Source organism: Nocardioides sp., assembly GCF_035697785.1.
GTDB lineage: Bacteria > Actinomycetota > Actinomycetes > Propionibacteriales > Nocardioidaceae > Nocardioides_B.
Genome location: NZ_DASSCL010000165.1, coordinates 1 through 22,417, shown reverse-complemented (window position 1 = coordinate 22,417; position 22,417 = coordinate 1). Strand labels below are relative to the sequence as shown.

18 protein-coding genes are annotated in these 22,417 nt (G+C 71.7%); 6 read left to right on the top strand and 12 right to left on the bottom strand.

Annotation, left to right across the window (positions count from 1 at the left end):
* Positions 1–2: 2 nt before the first annotated feature.
* Positions 3–986 carry a DNA polymerase III subunit delta gene (gene holA / locus VFH10_RS17100; RefSeq protein WP_325130734.1) on the bottom strand — a complete coding sequence of 328 codons (984 nt, stop codon included), beginning with the start codon at positions 984–986 and terminating at the stop codon, positions 3–5.
* Between the two features lie 115 nt (positions 987–1,101).
* Between holA and VFH10_RS17095 the strand changes: the two genes are divergently transcribed.
* Positions 1,102–2,592 carry a serine/threonine-protein kinase gene (locus VFH10_RS17095; RefSeq protein WP_325130732.1) on the top strand — a complete coding sequence of 497 codons (1,491 nt, stop codon included), beginning with the start codon at positions 1,102–1,104 and terminating at the stop codon, positions 2,590–2,592.
* Between the two features lie 4 nt (positions 2,593–2,596).
* Here the strand turns inward: VFH10_RS17095 and VFH10_RS17090 are convergent, their stop codons facing one another.
* From VFH10_RS17090 to VFH10_RS17080, 3 genes are all read right to left on the bottom strand, one after another.
* The gene (locus VFH10_RS17090; protein ID WP_325130730.1) at positions 2,597–4,909 is read right to left on the bottom strand and encodes a ComEC/Rec2 family competence protein; all 2,313 of its coding nucleotides are present in this window, start codon (positions 4,907–4,909) and stop codon (positions 2,597–2,599) included.
* Positions 4,906–5,838, bottom strand: coding sequence for a ComEA family DNA-binding protein (locus tag VFH10_RS17085; RefSeq protein WP_325130727.1), 933 nt, complete (start codon positions 5,836–5,838; stop codon positions 4,906–4,908). Before VFH10_RS17085 ends, VFH10_RS17090 begins: the two co-directional genes overlap by 4 nt.
* A 96-nt stretch (positions 5,839–5,934) precedes the next feature.
* A complete protein-coding gene (locus tag VFH10_RS17080) occupies positions 5,935–6,795 on the bottom strand; it encodes a DegV family protein (RefSeq protein WP_325130725.1) in 861 nt (286 codons plus the stop codon).
* 87 nt (positions 6,796–6,882) lie between these two features.
* On the opposite strand from VFH10_RS17080, the gene VFH10_RS17075 reads away from it, so the two are divergent.
* The gene (locus VFH10_RS17075) at positions 6,883–7,530 is read left to right on the top strand and encodes an SDR family oxidoreductase (RefSeq protein WP_325130722.1); all 648 of its coding nucleotides are present in this window, start codon (positions 6,883–6,885) and stop codon (positions 7,528–7,530) included.
* A 32-nt stretch (positions 7,531–7,562) separates the two neighbouring features.
* Here VFH10_RS17075 and VFH10_RS17070 read toward each other — a convergent pair whose 3' ends face one another.
* Positions 7,563–8,792, bottom strand: coding sequence for a hypothetical protein (locus VFH10_RS17070; RefSeq protein ID WP_325130720.1), 1,230 nt, complete (start codon positions 8,790–8,792; stop codon positions 7,563–7,565).
* A 79-nt stretch (positions 8,793–8,871) separates the two neighbouring features.
* On the opposite strand from VFH10_RS17070, the gene VFH10_RS17065 reads away from it, so the two are divergent.
* Entirely contained in the window at positions 8,872–9,597 is a 726-nt protein-coding gene (locus VFH10_RS17065; RefSeq protein ID WP_325130717.1) for an esterase family protein, read from the top strand.
* Here VFH10_RS17065 and VFH10_RS17060 read toward each other — a convergent pair.
* The 3 genes from VFH10_RS17060 to VFH10_RS17050 are packed head-to-tail and all read right to left on the bottom strand — an operon-like array spanning position 9,594 to position 13,380.
* Positions 9,594–10,943: a dipeptidase gene (locus VFH10_RS17060; protein WP_325130715.1), complete on the bottom strand. Its 1,350-nt coding sequence runs from the start codon at positions 10,941–10,943 to the stop codon at positions 9,594–9,596. The two genes, VFH10_RS17065 and VFH10_RS17060, sit on opposite strands and share 4 nt — an antisense overlap.
* Positions 10,940–12,154, bottom strand: a complete 1,215-nt coding sequence (locus VFH10_RS17055) for a hypothetical protein (RefSeq protein WP_325130713.1) — start codon at positions 12,152–12,154, stop codon at positions 10,940–10,942. The genes VFH10_RS17060 and VFH10_RS17055 overlap by 4 nt, the downstream gene beginning before the upstream one ends.
* Positions 12,151–13,380, bottom strand: a complete 1,230-nt coding sequence (locus VFH10_RS17050; protein ID WP_325130711.1) for a hypothetical protein — start codon at positions 13,378–13,380, stop codon at positions 12,151–12,153. Before VFH10_RS17050 ends, VFH10_RS17055 begins: the two co-directional genes overlap by 4 nt.
* 103 nt (positions 13,381–13,483) lie before the next feature.
* Between VFH10_RS17050 and VFH10_RS17045 the strand changes: the two genes are divergently transcribed.
* The 3 genes from VFH10_RS17045 to VFH10_RS17035 are packed head-to-tail and all read left to right on the top strand — an operon-like array spanning position 13,484 to position 16,793.
* The gene (locus tag VFH10_RS17045) at positions 13,484–14,707 is read left to right on the top strand and encodes an ATPase (protein ID WP_325130709.1); all 1,224 of its coding nucleotides are present in this window, start codon (positions 13,484–13,486) and stop codon (positions 14,705–14,707) included.
* Positions 14,704–15,627, top strand: coding sequence for a hypothetical protein (locus VFH10_RS17040; RefSeq protein ID WP_325130707.1), 924 nt, complete (start codon positions 14,704–14,706; stop codon positions 15,625–15,627). Before VFH10_RS17045 ends, VFH10_RS17040 begins: the two co-directional genes overlap by 4 nt.
* Entirely contained in the window at positions 15,624–16,793 is a 1,170-nt protein-coding gene (locus tag VFH10_RS17035; RefSeq protein WP_325130705.1) for an alpha/beta hydrolase, read from the top strand. The genes VFH10_RS17040 and VFH10_RS17035 overlap by 4 nt, the downstream gene beginning before the upstream one ends.
* Before the next feature lie 143 nt (positions 16,794–16,936).
* On the opposite strand, the gene leuS is transcribed toward VFH10_RS17035, so the two are convergent.
* From leuS to VFH10_RS17015, 4 genes are all read right to left on the bottom strand, one after another.
* On the bottom strand, positions 16,937–19,453 hold the full coding sequence (gene leuS, locus VFH10_RS17030; RefSeq protein WP_325130703.1) for a leucine--tRNA ligase: 2,517 nt from the start codon (positions 19,451–19,453) through the stop codon (positions 16,937–16,939).
* A gap of 281 nt (positions 19,454–19,734) precedes the next feature.
* On the bottom strand, positions 19,735–20,187 hold the full coding sequence (locus tag VFH10_RS17025) for a MarR family winged helix-turn-helix transcriptional regulator (protein WP_325130701.1): 453 nt from the start codon (positions 20,185–20,187) through the stop codon (positions 19,735–19,737).
* 136 nt (positions 20,188–20,323) lie between these two features.
* Positions 20,324–20,644 carry a hypothetical protein gene (locus tag VFH10_RS17020; protein ID WP_325130700.1) on the bottom strand — a complete coding sequence of 107 codons (321 nt, stop codon included), beginning with the start codon at positions 20,642–20,644 and terminating at the stop codon, positions 20,324–20,326.
* A 15-nt stretch (positions 20,645–20,659) separates the two neighbouring features.
* Positions 20,660–22,348 (bottom strand): sodium:solute symporter family protein, encoded by a 1,689-nt coding sequence (locus tag VFH10_RS17015; RefSeq protein WP_414689883.1) that lies wholly within the window; start codon positions 22,346–22,348, stop codon positions 20,660–20,662.
* Positions 22,349–22,417: the final 69 nt, after the last annotated feature.

The window sequence follows — 22,417 nt, the reverse complement described above, 5'->3', positions numbered from 1 at the left end:
GCTCAGCGGTCGCCGCGCGCGGTCGCGACCCGGAAGACCATCCGCTCCAGGGCGTACGCCGCGTCGCTGGACGCGCCCTTGACGTCAGCGTCGGCCTGCGCCACCGCCGTGATCGCGTGTGCCAGGCCGAGGTCGTCCCAGCCTCGGGCCTGCTCGCGCAGCATCCGGACCTTCCAGGGCGGCACGCCCGCCTCACGGGCCAGGTCGCCCTCCCGCAGCCCGCGTGGCGCGGACCGGAACTTCGCGAGCCCGCGCAGGCCGTTGGCGAACGCGCTGGTGACCAGCACCGGCGACGTGCCGCTGTCGAGCGCCCATCTGAGCTCCTCCAGCGCAACGGCGGTGCGGCCGTAGAGGGCGGCGTCCGCGACGGCGAAGGACTTCACCTCGGCGCGGCCGCCGAAGTAGCTCTTCACCACCGTCTCGGTGATCGGCGTGTCCGGGAAGTCGCTGGTCAGCTGGTGGGCCGCCCCGGCGAGCGCGCGTAGGTCCTGACCCACGGCCTGCACGAGCATCGCCGCCGCCGGCTCGTCGATCCGACCGCCGTGGGCCCGCACCTCGCCGGCCACGAAGCGGCTCACCTCCGACGGTTTCAGGCTCGCCGACTTCACCTCGGTGACGGCGGGCAGCTTGCGCAGCTTGGTCAGCAGCCCACTGCCCCTCGGTCCGCCGGAGTGCACGAGGACGAGACCGACGTCGTCGGCCGGCGCGGCCGCATAGTCGAGGAGTCCCTCATGGGACTCGTCGGGAAGTTCCTCGAGACCGCGCACGACCACGCACCGGATGGAGGAGAACAGGGAAGGTGCCGCCAGCTCGCCGAGGGCCGCCATGGTCAGCGTCACGGCGGCGGTCTCGCTGAGCTCGGACTCCGGGTCGGCCGCGCGGACCGCAGCCAGGGCGCCGCTGACGGTGCGCTGGTTGAGGAACTCCTCGGGCCCGGTCACGAGCGTGACGTGGCCGAGGATGTCGGAGGCCTTCGGGTTCGCCATGGTGCGGTCAGCCTGCCACACGGCTCCGACCACACGACGGCGTGGACGCGTAGCGGCACGGGTCCCTGGGTAACCGAACGATGGGGGCCATCGGACGACGACCGTGAGGAGCTGGATGCAGCCCGAGATCATCGGCGGCCGGTACCGCGTGCTCAAGGCCATCGGCAAGGGGGGCATGGGCACGGTCTGGTTGTGCCGCGACGACAAGCTGGCCCGCGACGTCGCGGTGAAGCAGGTCGGGCTCATGCCCGGCCACTCCGACACCGACACCGCTCGCGCCATGCGCGAGGCCCGTTCCACGGCGGCGCTGAGCCACCGCAACGTCGTGACCGTCTTCGACGTCGTCGAGGAGAACGATCACATCTGGCTGGTGATGGAGTACGTCCCGTCCCGGACTCTTGCCCAGCTCATCCGCTCCGAGGGTCCGCTGTCACCGGAGCGGACGGCGTGGGTCGGCGCCCAGGTCGCGGACGGCCTGGTGGCCGCGCACCGGGCCGGCATCACCCACCGCGACGTGAAACCGGGCAACATCTTCGTGGGTGACGGCCTGGCCAAGGTCGGCGACTTCGGCATCTCACGCACGGAGGGTGATCCAGCCCTGACCAGCGCCGACCTGGTGACCGGGACGCCGACGTACTTCTCCCCCGAGCTCGCGTCCGGCGGCGACCCCTCCTCCGCCTCCGACGTGTGGGCGCTGGGTGCCACCCTCTACTACGCGGTCGAGGGCCGACCGCCGTACGAGCCGCGCGACAACCCGGTCGCGGTGCTGCACGACATCGCTCAGCAGCCACCGCCGCGGCCTCGACGTGCGGGCGACCTGGAAGCGGTCCTGACCCGCATGCTGGATCGCGACCCGGCGACGCGCTGGTCGATGGAGGACGTCGCCCACGCCTTGCACCGGATCAGCGACAGGCACCGTGAACGCACCACGACGCTCACCGGGGACCTCCCGGCCGCGACGGCCGCGACGGCCGCGACGGCCGCCCCGGCCGCCCCAGCCGCAGCCGGGGCCATGCCTACAGCGGAGCGCGCCGAGCCCGGGCGCGAACGGCGTCGCAGCCCGGTCGGCCCGGTGCTGCTCGGGGTGCTCGCACTCGCGGCCGCGCTGCTCCTCGTACTGGTCCTCGACCCCGGTGGCTCCGACGACCCGGTGGACCAGGACGCCGCGGGCGGTGGCACCGAACAGCCGTCGGCGTCCGAGCAACCAGATCAGGAGCAGGGACAGGACGACTCGCCGGCGGCCGAGCCGACGGACGAGGCCGAGGAGTCACCGACCCCGGACCAGTCGGAACAGCAGGGCGCGGCGGCCGAGCCTGCCGCGTTCGTGGACAGCTACTACGACACCGTTCCCGACGACCTCGACGCCGGGTGGGCGATGCTGTCACCGGACTACCAGGCCGAGGTCGGGCGAGGCTCCTACGACGGGTTCTGGTCGACCATCGACTCGGTGGACGCCCGAAGCCTCCGCACGGTGGCGGGCGGTGCCGCCGTCGAGGCCACTCTCGTCTTCGTCAACGCCGACGGCGAGACCCGCACCGAGCGGCACCGCCTCGACGTCGTCGACGAGGGCGGCGGGCCGCTGATCGCCGGCGACCAGACGATCTAGCCGGTCAGTCGGCCGCGCGCACCCGCAGCCCGCCGCCGCCGTCGACCAGCACCGCCACGTCGCCGGCCAGGTCGGTGCGACGCACCAGGGCGCCGTCACGCGCCAGCGCCGCGAGCAGCTCGGGCGACGGGTGTCCGTAGCCGTTGTCCTGTCCCACCGACACCAGGGCGACGCGGGCGTCGAGCCCCAGCAGCCACTCGGTGTCCTGGTAGCGGCTGCCGTGGTGCGGCACCTTGAGTACGTCGACGGTGAGGCCGGGCACGACGCGCCGGAGAACCGCCTGCGCCTCCGGCTCCACGTCGCCCGGCAACAGCACGCGCACACCGGCGACCTCGACCAGCAGCACGATGCTGGCGTTGTTGGCGGCCGACCCCTCGGCACCCGGATCGGGCGGCGACTCCGGCGGCCCGAGCACCCGCCAGGTGACGGCTCCGACGCGACCGACCTCGCCGAGCTCCGGTGACCGGATCCGGACACCGTGCGGCGCGGCGTGCGCGTCCACCGCCGCGGCGCCGTAGGACGGATCGCGCAGCGGCGTGGTGAGGATCTCGCCCGCGCGACGTCCCTCGAGGACGCCGGCAAGACCGTCGACGTGGTCTGCGTGGAAATGGCTGAGCACCACGACCGGCACCTCGTCCACGCCGAGTCTGCGCAGGCAGCCGTCGATCGCCTCTGGCTCCGGGCCGGCATCGACCACGAGAGCGCGTCCGCCGCCTGCGTTGAGCACGAGCCCGTCGCCCTGACCGACGTCGCAGGCGACAAGCACCCACCCGTCAGGCGGCCAGCCGGGCGCCGGCAGCGGACGCAGCACCACGAGGGCGAGTGCGAGCGTCGCGACCGCGGTACGACGTCCTCGGGCGAGCACCCATCCCGCGCACCAGGCGCCGGCCGCGCAGCAGGCGGTGAGGAGGGCGATCGGGACGACGCCGGAGGACCAGTCGACGGACGGGACCGGAAGCCGAGCGAGCTGGGTGGCGACGAGCACGATCCAGCCCCCGCACGCCCCGGCGCCCAGGCCGAGGAGCAGCCCGAGCGGCGGCGCGACCAGCACCACGAGGCCGGCCACCAACCCGAGGACCGTCGCCGGCGCCACCGCCGGGGCGACCGCGATGTTGGCCGCGACCGCGACCAGGCTGACCTCACCGGAGAGGGCCGCGACCACGGGCGTGCAGGCGACCTGGGCGGCGAGCGGGATCGCGACCGCCTCGGCGGCCCACCGGGGCAGCCACCTCCGCAGCCGGTCGCGGAACGACGGCGCGACGAACAGGATCCCCGCGGTGGCCAGCACCGACAGCGCGAAACCTGCCGAGAGCACCAGCCACGGGTCGACCAGCAGCAGGCTGACCGTGGCGACGCCGAGCGCGCGAGCGCCTCGCGTGCGGCCCCGGGAGCCGAGGGACACCAGCGCCACCGAGCCCATGGCCGCTGCCCGCACCACGCTCGGTTCCGGCCGGGCGAGCAGCACGAAGCCGGCGACGCCCATGATCCCCACCACGGTCAGCGCGCGTCCTCGGGCGCCGACGCCGCGGGCGACCAGCAGCAGGAACCCGACCACCAGGGTGAGGTTCGTGCCGGACACCGCGGCGAGGTGGGTCAGACCGCAGGTGCGGAAGTCCGCGACGACCTCAGGTGACATCTGCCGGTCGTCACCGACGACCAGGGCGGGGACGAGCGCGCGCGCCTCGGGTCCAGCCCCCGACACGGCCTCGCGGATGCCGGCTCGCACGGCCTCGGCCGCACCGAACGGGCCGGCCGGTGCGTCGATCACGACGGGACCGGGCGATCCCGACAGCACCCCTGCGACGCCCCGGTCGTCGGGCGTCTCGAGCCGGCCGCGCGCCGTCACCACGGAGCCCAGCTCGAGGCCCGCCCAGGTCTCGTCGGCCAGCACCACGACCGGTGCCCGGGTCGAGAAGCTCCGGCCTCGCCCCTCGACCCGGCTGACGGTGAGCCGAACCACCACGAAGTCGTCGTACCGGCCGACCCGCGTGACCGGGTCGGAGGTGACCCTGGCCTCGAGCCTGACCACCGCCCCCTGCTCGGCGAGCCGCGCCACCGGCCCGGTGCTGTTCGCCTCGGCCCGCACCAGTGCGCAGCAAGCGACTGCGGAGCCCACCAGCAGACAGGCGAGGGCCAACCCGGTCGGGCGACCACGGCGGGCGGCCGTGCCGATGCCCGCCAACGCAGCTGCCGCCAGGGCGGGTGCGACCCACCCGGGGCTGAGCAGCGCGAGCAGGCCGCCGCACCAGGCGGCCACTCCGAGCACGACCATCCGCAGGTCGGGCCGACCGGCGGGACCGGGTCGCGGCCGGGTCACAAGGTGACGAACGGTGCCAGGTCGGCCAGCGTGGCATCGCCGATCCCGGACACCTCCAACAGCTCCTCCACCGCACTGAACGCCCCGTGCTCGGCGCGCCACTGCAGGATTGCCGCCGCCGTGACCGGGCCCACGCCGGGCAGCGTGTCGAGCTGGTCGGCGTCCGCGGTGTTGAGGTTCACCATCGGCGTGCCCGGGGACGCCCCGGGAGCGGCCGCCGCCTCGGGAGCGACGCCGGGCACCGCGCCTACGCCGACCAGGACCTGCTCGCCGTCCACGAGCAGCCGGGCGAGGTTGAGTCCGGTGAGGCTCACCCCGCGTCTGGCACCACCGGCCTCCTCGATCGCATCGACCACCCGGGACCCGGCGGGCAGCGAGACGATGCCCGGACGTCGCACCTTGCCGGCGACGTCCACGACGAGCTCGCCGGCCGGCGCGGCGGCCGACGCGGAGCCGGCCACCGGGGGTGCCGGGGGTACCGCCTCCGCCGAGGGGCTGGGCAGGTTGCTCGCCAGGGCGGTCGGCGCGGTGTCGGTGAACGACCGGGCCGCGACCAGGTCACCGGGGTCGGCGGCCCGGACCGACCACCAGGCCAGCAGACCAAGGCCCACCGCGGCCATCACGGCGACGACGGTCAGCTGGGAGGCGCCGACCCGGACTCGGCCCTGCAGCGTGGACGGGAGCCGGTCCTCGACCCACCCCGTCGCGACACCCGCCCGGCGCCGCGCGTGCCTGCCCCGCTCGCCCGCGGTCGGCGGCTGGGTCGCCCGTGGGAGTGGAGAAGGGTGCTCGCCGGACCCGTCCGCGACAGCAGGTGTCGGGGGAGCACCCGGGTCGGGACGGATCGCGGCGAGCTCGGCGCTGAGCAGCTCCAACCGTCGCCGTGCCACCTCGGCGACTTGTTCGTTGGCGGACCTGCGTGAGCGCATGTCGAGGACGGTAGGGGTCGCGGAGTGCGCGCGGACGTGCGCCGGGGCGGGCTGTGGACGGGCGGCAACGCGGGTCGGCCTGTGGACGGGAGCCGGTCAGCGGGGAGAGACGACGACGGCGACCATCCCGGGTCCGACGTGGGCACCGATCACGGCGCCGACCTCGCCGACGATGACGTCCCGACCGTCGAGGTTCGCCTCGAGCCGCGTGCCCAGCCGTTCGGCGAGTGCCTGTGCGCGGTCCGCTCCGGCCAGGTGGGCGACCCCCACGTCCACCTGCCGGTCCTCGGCCGCGGTGACCGCGAGCTCCTCGAGTCGGCTGAGTGCCCGGGCGGTGGTGCGCACCTTCTCCAGCGGCGCGATCCGGCCCTCGCGGAGGGTGAGGAGCGGCTTGACCGCGAGCGCCGAGCCGAGCACGGCGGCTGCGGCGCCGATGCGACCGCCACGTCGGAGGTACTCGAGGGTGTCCACGTAGAACAGCGAGGTGGTGGCACCGGCCCGGGCCAGCGCGGCCCCCTTGGCCTCCTCGACGGGTTTGCCGGCGTCGAGCAGGTCGGCCGCCGTGAGCACGGCGAACCCGGTGGCGACACCGAGCTGCAAGGTGTCGACGGTCAGCACCGGGAGCGGCGCCTCCCGAGCGGCGAGCTGCGCCGACTCGTAGGTCCCGCTGACCTGGCTCGACAGGTGCACGGAGAGCACGGCCTCGGCGCCGGCGTCGTGCGCCCGGCGGTACGCGTCGAGGAACACCGACGGCGCCGGACGCGACGTACTCACCGGGGTCCACTCCCGCAGTGCGGCCGCGATCGTCTCCGGCGTCGCCTCGGGGTCGACGCCCTCGTCGTACGACGTGGCGCCGATGACGACCTGGAGGGGTACGACGATGATGTCCCGAGCCGCCACGACGTCCGGCGGGAGCATCGCGGTGCTGTCGGTGACGAGCGCGACCCGGCGGGACATGCGGGAAGGCTACCTGTACGCGCATGGAATGGTGACCGCGCTGAGCCTGTTGCCACGGACGTACGCACCCTCGACGAAAGGTCCACCATGCGCGTCGTCATCGCCGGAGGACACGGCCAGATCGCCCTGCTGCTCGAGCGGGCACTGTCGGAGAACGGAGACCGGGCCGTGGGCCTGGTGCGCAACCCCGACCACGTCGCGGACGTCGAGGCCACGGGCGCCGAGGCGATGGTCCTCGACCTCGAGCACACCGACGCCGACACCGTCGCGGGTGCCGTGGGTGGCGCGGACGCCGTCGTTTTCGCGGCGGGCGGCGGCCCGAACAGCGGTGCCGCGCGCAAGGAGACCGTCGACAAGGGCGCCGCGATCCTGCTCGCGGACGCCGCCGAGAAGGCCGGGGTACGTCGCTACCTGATGGTCTCGGCGATGGGCACGGACCGGGCGGACCCGACGAGTGACGACGTGTTCCAGGTGTACCTGCGCGCGAAGAAGGCCGCCGACGACGACGTGCGCTCCCGCGACCTCGACTGGACCGTGGTCAGGCCGGGCCGGCTGACAAACGACCCGGGCACCGGCCGCATCCAGGTCGGCGCGGCGCTCGGGCGCGGACAGGTGCCGCGCGCCGACGTGGCCGCGACTCTGCTCGCCGTGCTGCACACGCCGTCCACCAGCGGCGCCACGTTCGACCTGCTCGGTGGAGACACGCCCGTGGACGAGGCGCTCGCCTCGCTGTAGCGGCAGCCGCGGTCCGCCGCCGACGCAGCGAGTCACGCCGGCGCGTGGTCGTCCAGCCAGAGCTTGATGAGACCGCGGAAGTGCGCCATGAACTGCTCGTGCTCGTGCGGGGGGTAGGTCGCCGACACGGTCTCCCGCAGAATCCGGTCGAACTCGTCGGAGGCCACCCACTCGTGGACGCGCTCCTCGAGGTGGCCGAGGTGCTCGGCACACCACTCCCAGTAGCGCTCGGTCTCGAAGTACTCGTCGGCCAGCGCAAGGTAGGCGGTGAGCTTCTCGTCGTACGACATGTCGGGGTCGTCGGCGATCGCGAAGTACGCACGGGTCCGCAGGTCGACGTTGGACTTGCGGCCGGTGACGGCGCAGTAGGTCGACCAGCGGACCAGTGCCGTGATCGCCCACGGGAAGTAGTAGTGCAGCGAGGTGACCGCCACGTCCGGGCAGGCGTTCGCGTAGTCGATCGGGTACACCTCGTCGCCCCGGACGAGCATCTCGGCGGAGTTGAACTCCCAGGAGAAGAACGCGTTCACGATGCGGCTGATCGCCACCGTCTGTGACCCTGCGGACTCGGACAGGAAGTCGTGGGAGACGGCGTAGCGGTTGTGCATGGGCTGGTCGGGGCGGAAGTCCATGACCATCGTCTCGGGGCCGATCGAGAGCGCCCGGGCGAAGTGCTCGTAGTCGATCGTGGACTGCAGGTGCATCAGCATCTCGCCGGACTCGTCGTAGGCACGGTGCAGGTCCTCGCGGTCGTCGATCCGCGACACGCCTCGCCAGGCGCCACCGTCGAACGGCTTCATGTACAGCGGGTAGCCGTGCTGCTCGGCCAGGGCGTCAAGGTCGAAGGACCGGTTGTAGCGCTCGGACGTGAAGGCCCAGCGCACGTTGTCGATCGGGTTCTTGTACGGCACCAGGGTGGTGGCAGGGACCTTCAGACCGAGCCTCACCATGGCGCAGTACGCGCTGTGCTTCTCCATCGACTGGAAGGTGAACGGGCTGTTGAGCAGGTAGGTGCCGTTGACCAGCGACGCCTTCTTCAGCCACTCGCGCGGGTGGTAGTACCAGTGCGCCAGCCTGTCGATCACCAGCGGCGTACGCACCGGGTCGTCGAGCTGGAAGGGCTCGATGGTGAGCCTTTCACAGGAGACCTCGTGCGTGGCGCCGCCGTGGTCGATCGGCCCGACCATGCCGAGAATCGCCTCGAAGGCCCGTGGCCAGTCGTCCTCGGCACCGAGGAGGAGACCGATGAGATGGTGAGTCACGGACACGAATCTATGAGAAACGGCCGGATTGGGCCATGCTCGGGGACGACCGAGATGCAGGTGCGGAGGTGCGGGTTGCATGAAGGCGACCGAACGCTGGTGGTCTGACCGGATGCAGCAACCGATCAGCCTGGCGCGGTGGGGCCACTACGGCACACCGGTGCTGGTCTTCCCCACGGCGGGAGGTGATGCGGAGGAGATCGAGCGCAACCACCTGGTGGGCGCGTGCGGCGAGCTGGTCGAGAGCGGGCGGGTGAAGCTCTACTCCTGTGACAGCGTCGCCGGGCGGGCGCTTGCCACGTTCGCCGGCACGCCGGCCTACCGCATGTGGTTGCTCAACAAGTTCCACGAGGCAGTGGCCGGCGAGGTCCTTCCGGCCATCTACGCGGACCTCGGCGGACACCGGTCGCGCGTCGTCACCGCGGGGGCGTCGATCGGGGCGTTCAACTCGGTGGCCGTCCTGTGCCGCTACCCGGATCTGTTCGATGCCGCGATCGGGATGAGCGGGACCTACCGGTTGCAGCGGTTCCTCGACGAGCAGTTCAGCGACGACCTCTACCTCGCGTCGCCGTTGGACTTCCTGCCCGGACTCGAGGGACCGCAGCTGGACAGCCTCCGGCAGCGGAGGGTCATCCTGGCGTCGGGTGAGGGCGCGTGGGAGGACATCGGCGAGTCGTGGGCGATGGCCGACACGCTCGGGAGCAAGGGCGTCCCGAACCGGGTCGACTCGTGGGGGCCCGAGTTCGAGCACGACTGGGCCACCTGGTGGCGGATGCTGCCGCAGTACCTGAACGAGGTCTGCTAGCCGAGCCCGCCGAGCCGGTGCAGCAGCAGCGCCTCGGCGTGGCAGGCCCGCTCGAAGTCTGCGACGTGCAGGCTCTCGTTGGCCGCGTGGGCGCGCGTGTCCGGGTCCTCGACGCCGGTGATGAGCACCTCGGCGTCCGGGAAGGCGTCGGCGAACGGCGCGAGGAAGCCGATGGAGCCGCCGACACCGATCTCTACCGGTGGCACCCCCCAGGCGGCCAGGAACGAGTCCCGAGCCGCCGCGTACGCCGGTCCTGTGGTGACGCACGAGTACGGCGCCACCGGCCGCCCCGCCGTCACCCGAACCTGCGCACCCCACGGGGCATGGGTCTCGAGATGAGTCACCAGCGCGTCGCGTGCCGCCCCGGCGTCGTCGGTGGGGGCGATCCGCAGCGCCAGTCGAGCCCGGGCCGACGGCACCAGCACCATGCCGGCCCCGTCGACGCGGGGCGCGTCGATGCCGACCACCGAGAGCGCGGGGCCCCGCCACAGCCGGGAGGTCAGCGACCCGGAGCCGATGAGCCGGACCCCGTCGAGGACCCCGGCCTCCTCGCGGAGCCGGTCCTCGCTGAGGTCGAGGGGGTCGGCGGGGTCGCGCGCCAGTCCTCCAACCGCGACGTCGCCGCGCTCGTCGTGCAGGGTGGCGAGCAGCCGGGCCAGCGCGGTCAGCGCGTCGGGCACCGGCCCGCCGTACACCCCGTTGTGCACCGCGTGGCGCAAGGTGGCCACCTCGACGACCACGCTCACGCCACCGCGGAGCGAGGTCGTCAGTGCGGGCGTCCCGACCCGCCAGTTCGTCGAGTCGGCCAGGACCAGCACGTCCGCGGCGAGCCGGTCCCGGTGCGCCGTCAGCAGCGTCGGCAGGGTCGGCGACCCGATCTCCTCCTCGCCCTCCACCAGCACGGTGACGCCGACCCCGAGGTCGTCCCCCAGGGCCCTGATCGCCGCGTGGTGCACCGCGATGCCGGCCTTGTCGTCCGCAGCGCCGCGGCCGTAGAGCCGGCCGTCCCGCACCACCGGGTCGAACGGCTCGCTGTGCCAGGCACTCGGCTCCCCCACCGGCTGCACGTCGTGGTGGGCGTAGAGCAGCACGACCGGGGCGTCGGGCGGTCCCGGCCGTCGCGCCAGCACCGCCGGCAGGCCACCCTCGGCCCGCACCACCTCGACCTCCGGCATCCCGGCCGCTGCGAGCTGGTCCGCCACCTCAGCCGCCGAGGCCTCCACGTGGGTCCGCGCAGCCGGGTCGGCGGAGACCGAGGGGATGCGCACCAGTCGTTCCAGGCCTGCCGTGGCCTGTGGCAGGGCGGCCGTCACCGCCGCTTGGATGTCGGCGTCGGTGCGGCTCACGCGGCGTACAGCCGCAGGTCTGACGCGAAGCGTTCGGTCATCTCCATCACCCGTTGCAGGTCGTGGTGCCGCACGATCACGATCCCGTCCCCGATGGTCGTTGCCCGCCAGTCCCGGCGCGGTGCCCCGACGGGCAGCAGGTCGACCAGGACGACGTGCTCGCCGTAGGCGCGGAGCAGCTCGTCCATGCCCTGCACCGACGTGATCCGCCCGGACCCGTGGGCCCGCTTGCAGATGCTGCCGACGTTGTGCCGGTGCTCGAGCTGACGCATCCGACCGTGGACCACTGCCTCGGCCCAGCCGACGTACACGTCGTCGTCCGTGTTGAAGTTGATCAGGTCGGTCACCCGCACGCCGGGGGGCCGGGCGGCGATCTCGCCGAAGACCACCTCACCGTCAGGCTTGCGGTACCACTCCATGTGCGTGAACCCGGTCTCGAACCCGAGCGCCGCGAGCACCTGCGCACCCATCTGCCGACCGCCCTGCAGGTAGGGGACGCCGAGGTCGCGCAGGGAGATCGCCACCGGGCTCACCCACTCGTGCATGCTCATCTGCAACGGGCGGGGGCGGTACAGCAGGATGTGCTCGAAGAGCACCCGGCCACCGGCGCAGACGGTGTCGTAGGTGAGCTCCTCGGCCTCGACGAACTCCTCCACGCTCACCTCGGGCACGTGCCTGAGCAGTGGCAGCACCTCGCTGAGCGCGTCGGGCGAGTCGACCCGGTAGGTGTCCGCGGAGCCCGCCCCGGCGATCGGCTTCACGATCAGCGGGTAGCCGATGCGCTCGGAGGCCTCCCAGATCCCGGCCACGGTGGTGGCGCTCACGTGCCAGGGGGTCCGGATCCCGGCGGCGTCGAGCGTGCGTTTCATCAGCTCCTTGTCGCGGAACGGAAGCGTCTGCTGGACCGTCATGCCGGGCAGCCCGAACACCTCCCGGAGCCGCGCGGCCAGGAGCATGTACGGCTCCCACAGGCACTCGATCTGGTCGATCCGGACGTGCCGGGACAGCCCGCGCAGGGCCGCCACCACTGCGCCCTCGTCGGCCAACGACACGTGTTCGTAGTGCGCCAGGCCCTCGCGCGCGGGACCCGGGAGCGCGTCGCGGGGTTGGTCGCCCACCCCGATCACATTGGCCCCGACGGAGGCCAGTCCGCGGGTGAAGTAGGACATCTCCAGCGGGTAGCCCGGCGAGATCATCACGACGTTCGTCACAGCGCCTCCACCAGCTCGACCCGGGTCCCGTTGATCACCCGGCGCAGGGCATCGCGCACCACGTCGGTGTCCGGGTCGCGCACCATCACGTAACCCTGGCCCGTGTAGTCCGTGCCTGCCTCCTCACCCTGCCGGGGAAGCCGCGACTCCACGACGAGGTGGCCGATCTGCCGGTTGAGCTCGTCCACCCCGTGAACCGCGCGGACCCTGCCCCGCCCCATCCCGCGCAGGTACGCCGTGCCGGCCGCGAACTGCCGCTCGGGCACGTCGAACGAGCCGAGCACGACGAGTCGCGCCCAGCTGGTGTAGATGTCGAAGTCGTGCGCGTAGCCGTGCATCGACGTCAGCTGCGCGCCGGGCGGACGGGCCGCGACCTCGGAGACGGCGACCGACCCGTCGGGCCGCCGGAACCACTCCATGTGCGTGAGCGCGTCGGTCACCCCGAGCGCGCGGAGCGCCGCCGGTCCGACCTCGTGGATGCCGGCGTACTCGGGCCCCGAGGTGTCACGAGGCAGCAGCACCGTCCACTGGATCCACGGGTTGCGCAGCACCTCCAGCGGCGGGGGGTGGTAGTCGGCGATCGAGGACCAGACCGTCTCACCGCCGATCGTGACGCTGTCGAAGGTGTGCTCCTCCCCGACCAGGAACTCCTCGAGCAGGGACGGGGCGTCGCCGCTCGGGGAGACGACCCCCAGCCATCCGTCGAGGGAGGCACCGTCGTCGAGGCGGTAGGTGGCCTGCGAGCCCGCGCCGGCGGGGGGCTTCGCCACCAGCGGGAACCCGACCTCGGCCGCGAAGCTCCTCGCCTGCGCCGCGTCGTGCACCAGCGCGTGCCGGGCGCACGGCACGCCCGCAGCCCGCAGGACCTCCTTCATCCGCGGCTTGTCTCGCACGTTGATGGCGGTGTCGACGTCCATGCCCTCGATGCCCATCGCCTCGCGCACCTGAGCGAGCGGCACCTGCAGCTGCTCGAGTGCTGCCACCAGCCGTTCGACCCGCCCCATCTGACGGCTCAGCCCGGCGACGCCCTCGGCGATCTGGCGCGGGTCGAGCGCGTTGTCGACCCGCCAGTGCCCGGCCAGCCGGTCGCGGAGCTCGGGTGCGATCCGGTCGATCGGGTCGCTGGTGACCAGACCGAGGCGCACGTCCGGAAGGGAGGCCGCACAGGTGACGAACCGCGCAGTGGCCTCGAGCAGGTACGGCGCGACGAAGGCGGCGGCGACCATGGCACGGACGTTACCGGCACCGCAGACCCGGGGACAGTCGTCGCGGGCGACCCGGGCTCGCAGCGACACCCTGGCCGGCTGCGTGCGGGGCTAGCATGCCGGGATGCGAGTGATCTTCGTCGAGCCCGGCTTCCCGAAGAACCAGCGCCAGTTCGTGCGTGCCCTGTCGGATGTCGGCGCCGAGGTGATCGGCATCGGCGAGTCCCCGCAGGAGCACCTCGACGACGAGCTGAGGAGCTGGATGGTGCACTACCACCAGGTGCCGAACGTCGTCGACGTCGACGGCATGACGGAGACGGTGCGCTGGCTGCAGGACAAGCTCTGGATCGACCGCCTGGAGGCGACGATCGAGGCGCACACGCTCGCCGCCGCCGCGGTGCGGGAGCGCTGCACGATCCCCGGGACATCCGTGCGCACGACGTGGCTGTGCCGCGACAAGCCGGCGATGAAGGATGCGCTGAGAGCAGCCGGCGTCCCGACCGCTGCCTCGACGGCGGCGGAGAGCGCCGAGCAGGTGCGCACGTTCGTCGACGCCGTGGGCTTCCCGATCATCCTCAAGCCGCGCACCGGCGCCGGCGCCCTGGACACCACCCGCGTCGACAACGGGCAGCAGCTCGAGGCGGCACTCTCGATGTTCGGCGGGAAGGGGGCCACCTCGATCGCCGTCGAGGAGTTCGTGGAGGGTCACGAGGGGTTCTACGACACGCTGTCGGTCGACGGGAACGCGGCCCTCGACTTCGTCTCGCACTACTACCCCAACGTGTTGGAGGCGATGAGGACCCGGTGGATCTCGCCGCAGTTCGTCTCCACCAACCGCGTGGACGCCGTCTCGGAGTACGCCGAGCTCCGCGAGCTCGGACACCGGGTGACCGAGGCGCTCGGCATCGGCACCAGCGCCACCCACATGGAGTGGTTCTTCGGGCCCAAGGGGCTGAGGTTCTCCGAGATCGGCTGCCGGCCACCGGGCGTCGGCGCGTGGGACCTCTACTCGGCCGGCAACGACCTCGACCTGTACCGCGAGTGGGCCAACGCCGTCGTGCACGGACACGTCGCGGCCCGCCCGTCCCGCCGCTACGCCACCGGGATCGTCGCCCTTCGTCCCGAGCGGGACGGGAACATCTCCGGCTACTCCGGCGTCGAGGAGATCCAGGCGAAGCACGGCGAGTGGGTGCTCGACGCCCACCTGCCGAACCCGGGCACCCCCACCCAGCCGGTCGAAGCCGGCTACATGGCGAACGCCTACGTCCGGATGCGCCACGCCGACTACGACGTCCTCCGCGGCATGTTGGACGACGTCGGACGCACCGTCCGCGTGCACGTGGCGTGAGCCGCACCGTCACCCTGCTCGGGCCGCAGCGCAGGCCGAGCGTCCAGCACGTCGCACGCGACCTCGACCCGCAGGCGCCGGTGGTCACCGTGACCGCCGGCTGGCAGGAGCGCGAGCCCGAGGACGCCGAGCTCCAGGAGCTGCTCGGTGGTCGGGCGGTCAACCTCGGGCTGCACCGCCGTTGGCTCGACGTGCACGAGCGGGACCGGGAGTACGCGCACGCCGAGCGCGACCACGACGTGGCGCTGGCCGAGCTGAGGAGCCTGTACCTCAACCAGCTCGACCACGCGCTGCTCGCGGCGTACGGCGTCGGCACCGCGAGGGAGTCCCGCCCCCGGCTCAGCGAGGCGGCGTTCGGCGACGCCATCGACGTCATCCGGCTGGTCGACCGCCAGCACCTCACGCGGGTCCGCGCCGCCCAGCACGCGTTCTACTCCGCGTGGCGGCCCGAGGAGCGGCCTGTGATCGCGCAGCACCGCGACGAGGTGCGGCAGGTGCTGGCACAGGCGCAGGCCGTGGTGGTCGCCGGTGGTCACGTCGGCGAGCTGGCGAGGGTGCTGCACCTGTTCCACGTCGAGCCGCACCTTCCGCAGACCGTCATCGCCTGGTCCGCCGGCGCGATGGCGCTGTCGGAGCGGTTGGTCCTCTTCCACGACTTCGTCCCGCACGGGGTGGCCCAGACGGAGGTGTTCGGCGAGGGTCTCGGGGTCGTCCGTGGTCTGGTGCCGCTGCCGCACGTGCGTCGCCGGCTGCGCGTGGACGACCCGGTGCGAATGTCGGTGCTGGCCCGGCGGTTCGCGCCGGCCCGCTGCGTCGTCCTCGACGACGGCGTGCGTCTCGCGCTGTCACCCGACGGACAGCCCCCGCCTGATGCCCGCGTGGTCTCCGACGACGGTCAGATCACCGAGGCGGCGTCGTGAGCACGCCCGGCACCCGCCCGCCCGCGCGTCGGCTCGCGATCAACCGGCTGCGAGCCCGCAAGCCGCTCGACGACGCCGCCGTGGACCGGTTCCTCGCGCGTCACGAGGTCCCGATCGTCGAGGGCTCACGCTGCACGTTCCTCTATCGCGGCGAGGCCGACGCGGTGTCCCTGGCCCAGCGGATCGTCGGCCTGCCCGAGCTCCTGCCGCTGCGTCCCCTCCACGGCACGGATCTGTGGTTCCTCGTGCTCGAGCTGCCCGAGGGGTCGCGGGTCAACTACCAGCTCGAGGTCAGACGAGGGGACCACGTCGAGCGGATCAACGACCCGCTGAACGAGAAGCTGTCCTACAGTCCGGTCGGCACGTCCTCCGTCTGCTTCGGGCACGGCTACGAGTCCCCGGAGTGGACGATGCCCAACCCGGAGGTGCGGCCCGGTGACCTGATGGAGCTGACGGTGCGCAGCCGAGCGTTGCGGGCGGACTGCCCGGTGACGGTCTACCTGCCCGCGCGGTTCCGCCGCACCGCGTCGTACCCCCTGCTGGTCGTGCACGACGGCCCGGACTTCCTGCAGTACGCCGCCGCCAAGACCGTGCTCGACAACCTGATCCACCAGCTCGACGTCGCGGAGACCGTCGTAGCGTTCCTGCACCCACGGGACCGGCTCACCGAGTACGCGAACTCGGTCGGCCACTCGCGCTTCCTCACCAGTGAGCTGCTGCCGCGGCTGGAGACCGAACTGCCCCTGTCTGGCAAACCGTCCGGGCGATGCCTGATGGGCTCCAGCTTCGGAGCGGTCGCGTCGCTGTCGGCGGCGGTTCGGTCCCCTGACACCTACGGCTCACTCATCCTGATGTCGGGGTCGTTCGTGTTCACCGACATCGGTGCCGACCATGGCGGTGGAGAGGTGTTCGACCCGGTCGTGAAGTTCGTCAACAAGTACCGCGCGCGTCCCAAGCACGTCGCCGACCGGCTCTTCGTGAGCTGCGGCGTCTACGAGCCGCTGATCGTGCAGAACCGGTCGATGGTGCCGACGTTCGAGTCCGCCGGGATGACCGTGCGGTACGTCGAGGCGCGAGACGGGCACAACTGGGAGAACTGGCGGGACCGGCTCCGCGACGCGCTCTCGTGGGTCTACCCGGGTCCGCAGAAGTTCTACTACGAGTAGGAGCCGCCGGCGGCGCTGCTCGGGCCAGGGAGGCGGCGCGCGCACGAGCATCCCCAGGGGATCTCCCGCATCCCGTGGAGAGTTCGCCCCGGGAAGCGGGCGATTACCACGGGACCGTGGTAATTGGGCCCCCGCCGCCCCCCTCAACTGGCGACGATGTTCACCAGCTTCGGGGCGCGGACGATCACCTTGCGGACGGTCTTGCCATCCAGCGCGCGCTGGACGGCGGGGTCGGCCATCGCGGCCGCCTCCAGGTCGGACTCGGACACTTCGGGGCTGACCTCCAGCCGGGCGCGCACCTTGCCCTGCACCTGGACGACCGCGGTGACGGTGTCCTCGACCAGCAGCGCCTCGTCGACGGTCGGCCAGCCGGCGCGGGCCACGGTGGGCTCGTGGCCCAGCCGGTGCCACATCTCCTCGGCGGTGTACGGCGCGACCAGGCTCAGCAGGATCGCGACGGCCTCGACCGCCTCGCGCACGGCGGGGTCGGCCGGGCCGCAGCCGGAGTCGACCGCCTTGCGGGTGGCGTTCACCAGCTCCATGATCCGCGCCACCATCACGTTGAACCGGTGGCCCTCGACCAGCTGCGCCGCCTCGTGCACGACGTGGTGGGTGACCTTGCGCAGCGCCTCGTCACCCTCGTCGGCCGGCGCGCCGACCGGGGCGGTCACGTCGCCGCTCAGCCGCCACGCACGCTGCAGGAACTTCAAGGACCCCGCCGGCGACATGTCCGCCCAGTCGATGTCGTCCTCCGGCGGGCCCGCGAACACCAGCGTCAGCCGGACCGCGTCCACGCCGTAGGCGTCGATCATCTCGCCCAGGTTCACGCCGTTGCCCAGCGACTTGCTCATCGCCTTGCCCTGGTTGATGACCTGGCCCTGGTTCATCAGCGCCCGGAACGGCTCCGTGAAGTCCAGCATCCCCATGTCGTGCAGGACCTTGGTGAAGAACCGCGCGTACAGCAGGTGCAGGATGGCGTGCTCGACGCCGCCCACATATTGATGCGCCGGCATCCACCCCCGCACGGCCTCCGGGTCGAAGGGACCGTCGGTGTAGTGCGGCGAGCAGTACCGCAGGAAGTACCACGACGAGTCCACGAACGTGTCCATCGTGTCGCTGTCGCGCTTGGCCGGACCGCCGCACGACGGGCAGGCCACGTTGACCCAGTCGTCGGCGGCGGCCAACGGCGACGTGCCCTTCGGCTTCAGGTCGGCGCCGCGCAGGTCGGGCAGCTCGACGGGCAGCTGGTCGTCGGGTACGGCGACCTCGCCGCACGAGTCGCAGTGCACGATCGGGATCGGGCAGCCCCAGAACCGCTGCCGCGACAGCAGCCAGTCGCGCAGCCGGAAGTTCACCGCGCCCTTGCCCGTCCCGGTGCTCTCCAGGTGCTCGACGATCGAGCGGATGCCCGCGGCCTTGTCCGTCAGCCCGTCCAGGCTGAACCCGTCGCCGGTCGAGTTCACGTAGACGCCGTCGCCCGCCGTGGCGACGTAGGTGTCCTCGGGGTTGTCCTCGCCGGTGTCGACGACCCGGCGTACCGGCAGGTCGAAGGTCTTGGCGAAGTCCAGGTCGCGCTGGTCGTGGGCGGGGACCGCCATCACCGCACCGGTGCCGTAGTCGGCCAGCACGTAGTCGGCCGCCCAGACGGGGATCCGCTCGCCGTTCACCGGGTTGACCGCGTGCCGGCCCAGGAACACCCCGGTCTTGTCGCGGTCGGTCGACAGCCGGTCGATGTCGGTCTCCTTGCGGACCTCCGCCAGGTAGGCGTCGAACGCCTGCCGCTGCTCGGGCGCGCAGATCTCCGCGGCCAGCTTCGCGTCCGCGGCGACGACGAAGAACGTCGCGCCGAACAACGTGTCCGGCCGCGTCGTGAACACGGTGACCGTCCGGCCGGCCAGCGTGCCGCCGCCGGAGTCCTCGCGGGGCTCGATGTCGAAGTCGACGTGCGCGCCTTCGGACCGGCCGATCCAGTTGCGCTGCATGGCCAGCACCCGCTCCGGCCAGGTGTCGGACAGCCCCTCCATGTCGTCCAGCAGCCGCTGGGCGTAGTCGGTGACCTTGAAGTACCACTGCGACAGCTCGCGCTTGGTGACCTCCGCACCGCAGCGCTCGCACATGCCGGCCACGACCTGCTCGTTGGCCAGCACCGTCTGGTCGTTGGGGCACCAGTTGACCGGCGAGAACTTCCGGTAGGCCAGGCCGCGCTCGCGGAAGCGCAGGAACAGCCACTGGGTCCAGCGGTAGTAGTCCGGGTCGGAGGTGTGCAGGCGCCGGGACCAGTCGAAGGAGATGCCGTAGCGGCGGAACGACTCGGCCTGCGTCTCGATGTTGGCGTAGGTGTACGTCGCCGGGTGCTCGTCGTTCCTGATGGCGGCGTTCTCGGCGGGCAGCCCGAAGGAGTCCCAGCCGATCGGGTTCAGCACGTCGTACCCCTGCTGCCACCAGGCACGGGCGATCACGTCGTGCAGGGCCATCACCTCGGCATGACCCATGTGCAGGTCACCGCTCGGGTAGGGGAACATCGTCAGCGCGTAGCGGCGCTCGCGGGAGCCGTCGTCGGCGGCGCGGAACGGGTCCAGGTCCTCCCAGACCTTGCGCCACTTCTCCTGGGCCGCGACCACGTCGTAGGTGTCACGCGAGGTGTCAGCGTGGTCAGTCATGTCGTCTCGTCGTCTTCCTGTGCGGTCTGCTGGTGGCTGCTTCCTGCCGGTCGGCTTCTTCGTGCCGGCGGCTCGCGCCGGGCACAAAAAAACCCCTCAGGCGTGAGGGGTAGCCGCGTGGACGTCGATCCGGGTCAGGCCCGGAGCGTCAACGCGGCCTGCTAAGCAGGAGGCTCTTCCGCATGGGCGTAGGTTACCCCACCCACTCCGGGGTGGCCCACCCGATTGCGGGCGGAGGGACGCCGGCCCGGCGTGACGCCGGGCCGGCTCCCCCGGTCGGTTCAGCCCTTCGGCCGGTCCAGCAGCTCCTCGAGTCGGGTCAGGCCGTGTCGCAGCTCGCGGTAGGTCTCCTCCCCCAGAGACTCCGCCCAGCGCTTCTCGACCTCCAGCTCCGTCTGCCGGATGACGGCCAGGGCGTCCCAGCCGCGCTCGGTCAGCCGGACGACGCGGGTACGCCGGTCGCCGGACGACGCCTCACGGACGAGGTAGCCACCGGCTTCGAGCTGGTGGAGCAGATGGTTCATCGCCTGCTTCGACGCCAGCGTGCGTGCAGCGAGCACGCCGGGTCGCAGGCCGTCAGGTCCTGGATGCTGGAACACCCCGAGGTGAGCCGGCAGGACGTCGGTGTAGCCGGCCGCAGCCAGCCCGGACATGATCTCGTGACGGACGATGACCGCCGGCCGGCGCAGCAGTGCTGCGGCCGGCGGTAGCCCGTCGACATGTTTCTCCCCCACGCGGATAGCCCCCCTCAGAGCCGGTGAAATTGTCAGGTAGGCAAGTTCCCCCCTGCCTACGGCGATTGTGGCGCCGGCTCTGCTGCTGACGATGCAGTTTCTTGCATTTTTAACAATTGGGACGTCGGCTCGAGGGTCAATGGGACGCGGCGTCGCCCTCGTCCGCACCGTCTTCGGCGGCGTCCGGCTTCTCCGGTACCACGACGGGACGCAGCCGCGCCCAGGCCAGGAAGCACGCCGCGAACGCGATCATGCCGAGGCCGGCCCACAGGTTGACGTTCACACCGCCGGCGCGGGCCAGCTCCTCCTCTGACGTGCCGACCAGGCCGGTGACGACGAGCACCACGCCGTACAACCCGATCAGGCTCGCGATGAAGACGCGGATGTCGAAGGCACCCGCCTGGTGGCGACCCTCGGACGTCTCCCGTGACGGGGTGCCGGGGCTGGACTCGGACATGACGACTCCCTCGGGTTACCAGAACAGGATGTTGAGCAGGACGACCAGGCCGAGTGACACCCCGGCAAGACGGGCCGGCTGCTGGTGCCAGGGCAGGCGCGAGTACTCCGCGTGCTGCCTCGCCCGACGCTCGCGTGAGTAGACCAGCCCCTCTAGCTCGCTCTCCGCCTTGGGCTCCGTGCCCAGGCTGACGACGACCGAGACGATGATGTCGACGACGAAGGCGGCACCGGCGGCGACGAAGGCGGCCCCCTGCTCGCCGATCGCGATCACGCCGAGCACGTCCTCGCTGAGGACCCACACCGTGACCGCGGCGACCGTCCCGGCCACGAGGCCGGACCAACCCGCCGCGGCGGTCATCCGCTTCCAGAACATGCCCAGGATGAAGGTCGCGAACAGCGGCGCGTTGAAGAACCCGAACAGCGTCTGCAGGTAGGTCATGATGTTGGAGTAGTTGGCCGCGAACGTCGCCGTACCGATCGCGATCACGGTCGCCGCCACCGTCGCGACCCGGCCGACGCCGGTGTAGTACGAGTCGTCCTTCTCCTTCACCAAGTAGGTCTGCCACAGGTCGTAGGAGAACACCGTGTTGAAGGCCGAGATGTTCGCCGCCATGCCGGCCATGAACGACGCGAGCAGGCCGGCGATCGCGACCCCGAGCATCCCGTTGGGCAGCAGGTCGCGCATCAGGAACAGGATCGAGTCGTTGTACGTCGCCCCGCCGGACCCGTCCTCCTTGAGCTGGACGAGCTCGCTCACCGTGACCGCCGCGAGCATGCCGGGGATGACCACGATGAACGGCACGAACATCTTCGGGAACGAGCCGATGATCGGCGACCGCTGCGCCGCCGACATGGAGTTCGACGCCATCGCCCGCTGCACCTCGACGAAGTTGGTCGTCCAGTAGCCGAACGACAGCACGAACCCGAGGCCGAAGACGATCCCGATGACGGACAGCAGTGGTGAGTCGAAGCCGGTGAGCGCCTGCCCCGGCCACGAGTTCAGCTGTTGGTCCGCCGGTGGTCCAGCCTCGTTGTTCGCTGCTGCCTTGGTGATCTCGTCGGTCAGGCCGCTCCAGCCGCCGACGCGGTGAAGGCCGATCAGCGTCAGCGGAAGCAACGCCGCCACGATCACGAAGAACTGCAGGACCTCGTTGTAGATCGCCGCGGAGAGACCGCCGAGCGTGATGTAGAAGAGCACGACCATGGCCGCGACGAACAGCGCGGTCCAGCGCGGCCAGCCGAGCAACGCCTGGACGATCGTCGACAGCAGGTAGAGGTTGACGCCCGCGATCAGCAGCTGGGCCAGCGCGAAGGAGATCGCGTTCACCAGGTGCGCGCCCGGGCCGAACCGGCGGAGCATGAACTCGGGGACCGACCGGACCTTCGAGCCGTAGTAGAAGGGCATCATCACGACGCCGAGGAACAGCATCGCCGGGATCGCGCCGACCCAGAAGTAGTGGACCGTCGGCAACCCGAACTCCGCACCGGATGCGGACATGCCCATGATCTCGACGGCGCCGAGGTTGGCGGAGATGAACGCCAGCCCGGTCACCCACGCCGGCAGCGAGCGGCCGCTCAGGAAGAAGTCGACCGAGTCCGAGATGTGCCGCCGCGCGAGCAGTCCGATCCCGAGCACGAAGCCGAAGTAGATCGCGAGGATCGCGTAGTCGACGAACTGCGCGTCGATCAGCGTCTCCGCCATCACCGTCAACTGTCCAGTCAGCTGTCCCGTGACGTGACCTGCGAGGTGCGTGGACATGCACTTCCCTTC

Bases quoted from the DNA above. Each gene is read 5' to 3' on its own strand.
- leuS (WP_325130703.1), bottom strand. From the start codon at position 19,453: ATGACTGACCACGCTGACACCTCGCGTGACACCTACGACGTGGTCGCG.
- holA (WP_325130734.1), bottom strand. From the start codon at position 986: ATGGCGAACCCGAAGGCCTCCGACATCCTCGGCCACGTCACGCTCGTG.
- VFH10_RS17095 (WP_325130732.1), top strand. From the start codon at position 1,102: ATGCAGCCCGAGATCATCGGCGGCCGGTACCGCGTGCTCAAGGCCATC.
- VFH10_RS17015 (WP_414689883.1), bottom strand. From the start codon at position 22,348: ATGGCGGAGACGCTGATCGACGCGCAGTTCGTCGACTACGCGATCCTC.
- VFH10_RS17020 (WP_325130700.1), bottom strand. From the start codon at position 20,644: ATGTCCGAGTCCAGCCCCGGCACCCCGTCACGGGAGACGTCCGAGGGT.
- VFH10_RS17075 (WP_325130722.1), top strand. From the start codon at position 6,883: ATGCGCGTCGTCATCGCCGGAGGACACGGCCAGATCGCCCTGCTGCTC.
- VFH10_RS17080 (WP_325130725.1), bottom strand. From the start codon at position 6,795: ATGTCCCGCCGGGTCGCGCTCGTCACCGACAGCACCGCGATGCTCCCG.
- VFH10_RS17065 (WP_325130717.1), top strand. From the start codon at position 8,872: ATGAAGGCGACCGAACGCTGGTGGTCTGACCGGATGCAGCAACCGATC.
- VFH10_RS17045 (WP_325130709.1), top strand. From the start codon at position 13,484: ATGCGAGTGATCTTCGTCGAGCCCGGCTTCCCGAAGAACCAGCGCCAG.
- VFH10_RS17085 (WP_325130727.1), bottom strand. From the start codon at position 5,838: ATGCGCTCACGCAGGTCCGCCAACGAACAAGTCGCCGAGGTGGCACGG.
- VFH10_RS17050 (WP_325130711.1), bottom strand. From the start codon at position 13,380: ATGGTCGCCGCCGCCTTCGTCGCGCCGTACCTGCTCGAGGCCACTGCG.